This window comes from Desulfobacula sp., assembly GCF_021107415.1.
The window spans coordinates 1-3911 of sequence record NZ_JAIOSW010000022.1 but is presented as its reverse complement, the minus strand read 5'-3'; the positions used below and the strand labels follow the sequence as shown (position 1 = coordinate 3911).

The window sequence follows — 3911 nt, the reverse complement described above, 5'->3', positions numbered from 1 at the left end:
GCTTCGAATTCGGATTCTTCCTGAGTGGTCACCACAACAAGATTGAGTAGGGGTGTTAAGGCGGTCGGGATTTTTATGGCTTCATCCGTATTCCCCTGATGGAGCAATGAGACCATTTGTGTAAGAAATTTTGGTGCAATGTTGGCCATCACTGAAATAGCACCACATGCCTTGATTTCAGGATCTGTCATAATATCATAAATCAGGGCATCATCTCCTGAAAATATTTTAAAATCATCCCCGCAGTATTTACGGGTAAGTTTCATATTTTCAAGATTGCCGGTGGCTTCTTTTACACAGGATATATTGGGGAAGTTCTTTGCCAGGATGGCAAGATCCTGGGGCAGCATCTGGGCACCGGTTCTGCCCGGAATAATATAAGGGATGATGTTAATATCAGGGTAAAGTCCTGCAATTATTTCATAATATTCCTTCCTGATTTCAAGGGAGCTGGGGCCATTATAATATGGGTCCACCATAAGGACAGCATCAACCCCTTCTTTTGCAGCATGGCCTGCTGCTTCCAGAGCTTCACTGGTATTATTGCTTCCAGTCCCGGCAATTCTAAGGCATTTGCCTTTTGCAAGTTGTGCAACCCGGGCAATCACATGATCGTGTTCTTTCCATTTGAATGTAGGGCTTTCACCGGTTGTTCCTGTTGCAAGGATTCCTGTGATACCATTTTCAATCTGAAAGTCGATAAGTTGTTCAAGGGCTTCCTGATCAAGTTCTCCTGCCGGGTTAAAAGGGGTGATTAATGCTGTATAGCATCCTGGTTCCATATTTTACTCCTGCCGTGTAAAAAAAAAATTATTTCCAAATGAATTTTTCTCTAGATCCACGTGCTATCATAAGTCTTGGTTTGGTTCAAGCCAAAATTAGAATTGCTGATTATTTAATGGGTCTTGACACAATGTTGTACCGTAAATATGATACTAGGTTTTAAATCAAGGATTTGAAATGGCTATAAATATTAAAAAGGATACGAATAATGACAGACACTGATCAGGGGAAGAACCTGTCAAAAAATGCAGACGAGCATATTGCAAAATTAAAAAGCCAGATTATTCAAAATGATGAATGCGGTACAACCCATTACAATCTTGCCGTAGCCCTTATGGGAAAGCAGGAGTTTGTTGAAGCTGAAAAGGAACTCCATGATGCTATTGACCGCAGCCCAACCCTTGCCGAGGCCTATGTCCTTTTGGGGGGTATCTGTCTTCAAAGAAACGACCTTGAAGGGTGCTACAGGTTCAATCAGCTCGCAACAAAAGCAAGAGCCGGTTTTGCAGAAGGGTATGGTAACATGGCATTTGTCCTTCTTCAATTGATTGACGGCAAAGATCCCAAGGAAGATGAAGAAAAAATGGATAAGGCCATAAAGAATCTTAAAAAAGCCATTATTCATAATAAAAATTTTGTTCAGGCTTTTACAACCCTTGGGACTGCCTATTTCATGAAAGGGCTTGTGCCCGAAGGTATCAAGGCAAATCTTGAAGCCATTGAAATACAGCCTGAATTCCCGGTGGCCCATAACAATCTTGCCGTGGCCTATCTTGAAATCGGAGAGTTTGATAAAGCCATTGCCTATTGTGATAAGGCTGAAGAATTCGGTTTTGAAGTTGCCCAGGAGTTGAAAGACGAGCTTGCACTTCACAGAAAGGCATAATGCATTCCAGTCTTTTTTGCTTTTTTATATCCGGAGAGGAAAAAGAGGTCTTCCCTGGCTCTCGTTTGTGGAAATTTGCCTTGTCAGGGAAAAACATCGGATTTTCCACAAATATGTCTTCTCACCCCGCGTCTTTAAAAACAATTGTGACGATTGGAGATTATTTTTCAGCCGCTCATCATTTTTTATTAAAAAATGATTTTTCAATATTGAAATCAGGTCTTGAAGCTGTTTTCAATACGCCTGTTCAAGCAAATCAGATTACTAAGATAGTTGTTTTTCTTGAAAAACATGGTTCTTTATATCATCCATTAAAAATTCAGGTAGTTGCCAGTGAGAAGCGTACCTGCTCTTTTGTTCTGAATGGAGCGGTATCAAGGTCAGGTCTGTCTTTGATTGAAAATGAGTATGACTTGATCTCTAAAATGAATCAGGCATATTCTAAACACTATCTTCCACAAGTCTTTGGGGTTGATTTTATAGAAACGGATAAAGGCAGGATTGGTTTTTTTTTAGGGGAATGGTTTGAAGGCTATAAAGAATTCCATGTGACTGAAGACCAGGATAGAAGACAAATAGTGATATGGGAATCTGACGGTAGTTGCCATTATGTTTTTGAAACGAATGCACTTGAAATTTATCAGGAGATTTCCCGGATTTTGACCTATTATTATGATCTGGAAACCTTTGAGCAGATTTCTCCCTGGCATCATGCTGCCGGAGATTTTATTGTCAAACAGGAGAAACAGAGCGTTCATGTCCGGCTGATCACAGTGAGAGGATACTCACCCTTAAAGGAATTCTGCACTGGAGAAGAAGATAAAAAAGTGTATATTTTACCGTCCTTATTGTTATTTTTTTTGAATTTGACTTTAAGAATGCGCCTTGATCGACTCAATGGTACAGGTAAAACTTATATGCTTGGAAATCGGGTGATAAAGGCAACTATTAAAGGTTTTTTAAAAGCCTTGGATGAAAAATCCACCATTTATGATTTTGGAGATTTGAGATCTGTTTTTACTGAGTTTTTCCGGCAGTTCAGTCCCGGGCAGATTACGAAAATGATGGAAAATATTTTAGAATCCACTCATCCTGAGTCTTCTGAAATTAATTTATTAGAAAAAAATCTTGAATCTCATTGCAAGATCCTGCATTTAATTTTTAAAAATATTTAAAAGAAACCTTTTTTATTGACATGTTGAAAGTAAAATTTTATATCTGCAATGTTATTTTGGTTAAGTTGTTCTCAAGAAAAAGATGGCGGTTTTATAACTCTTCGGAATAACAAAGAATTAGATTATTGAATGAAAAGTTTGAGAACTTTTTCATTATTGAATGTAAATTAACTTTTAATGGAGGTAAGTAAATGGCTAAACATAAGACTCCTTTTCTGGACCAGCTGGAATCTGGCCCATGGCCGAGTTTTGTCTCTGATCTGAAACAACAAGCTGAAGTCAGAGCCAAAAATGAAGAAGGTGTTGAATTCCAAATCCCCCAGGATTGTGTAGACGATCTTTTGGGCGTTGTGGAACTTTCTTACAAACATGGTAGAACTCACTGGAAACATGGCGGTATTGTAGGTGTTTTCGGTTATGGCGGTGGTGTTATCGGAAGATATTGTGACCAGCCACAATTGTTCCCCGGTGTTGAACATTTCCATACAATGCGTGTTGCCCAGCCTGCTGGTAAATACTATACAACTGATTATCTTAAAAAGCTGACTAAGCTTTGGGATTTCAGGGGTTCCGGTGTTACCAACATGCATGGCGCAACCGGTGATATTATTCTTCTGGGTACCACTACCCCTCAACTTGAGGAAGTATTCTGGACAATGACGCATGATTATAATCAGGATCTTGGCGGATCAGGCTCCAATCTGAGAACACCTGCTGACTGTCTTGGTTCGTCAAGATGTGAATATTCCTGTTATGATACCCAGGCATTGTGCCATTTTCTGACCAATGAATACCAGGATGAACTTCATCGTCCGGCATTCCCCTATAAATTTAAATTCAAATTTGATGGATGTCCAAATTGCTGTGTTGCATCTATTGCACGGTCTGATATGTCTTTTATCGGTACATGGAAAGATAATATCCGGATTGACCAGGATGCCGTCAACAAATATGTTGAACAGGATGCAGCTTATCCTGCCAACGCAGGTGCACATAAAGGCCGCGACTGGGGGCCTTTTGACATTGAAAAAGAAGTCCTGGCTAACTGCCCGACAAAATGTATGAAA

4 protein-coding genes are annotated in these 3911 nt (G+C 39.7%); 3 read left to right on the top strand and 1 reads right to left on the bottom strand.

The window, feature by feature from the left end:
- Positions 1-782, bottom strand: a 782-nt coding sequence (gene dapA, locus K8S13_RS01210; RefSeq protein ID WP_291459808.1) for a 4-hydroxy-tetrahydrodipicolinate synthase, incomplete at its 3' end; no start/stop codon positions are given.
- Positions 783-991: 209 nt separating this feature from the next.
- Here dapA and K8S13_RS01205 point away from each other — a divergent pair.
- The 3 genes from K8S13_RS01205 to dsrA form a co-directional block, all read left to right on the top strand.
- Positions 992-1669, top strand: coding sequence for a tetratricopeptide repeat protein (locus tag K8S13_RS01205; RefSeq protein ID WP_291459807.1), 678 nt, complete (start codon positions 992-994; stop codon positions 1667-1669).
- Positions 1670-1749: 80 nt separating this feature from the next.
- A complete protein-coding gene (locus K8S13_RS01200) occupies positions 1750-2844 on the top strand; it encodes a hypothetical protein (protein ID WP_291459806.1) in 1095 nt (364 codons plus the stop codon).
- A 191-nt stretch (positions 2845-3035) separates the two neighbouring features.
- Positions 3036-3911 (top strand): dissimilatory-type sulfite reductase subunit alpha (dsrA, locus tag K8S13_RS01195; protein ID WP_291459805.1); only part of this gene is annotated, 876 nt, incomplete at its 3' end.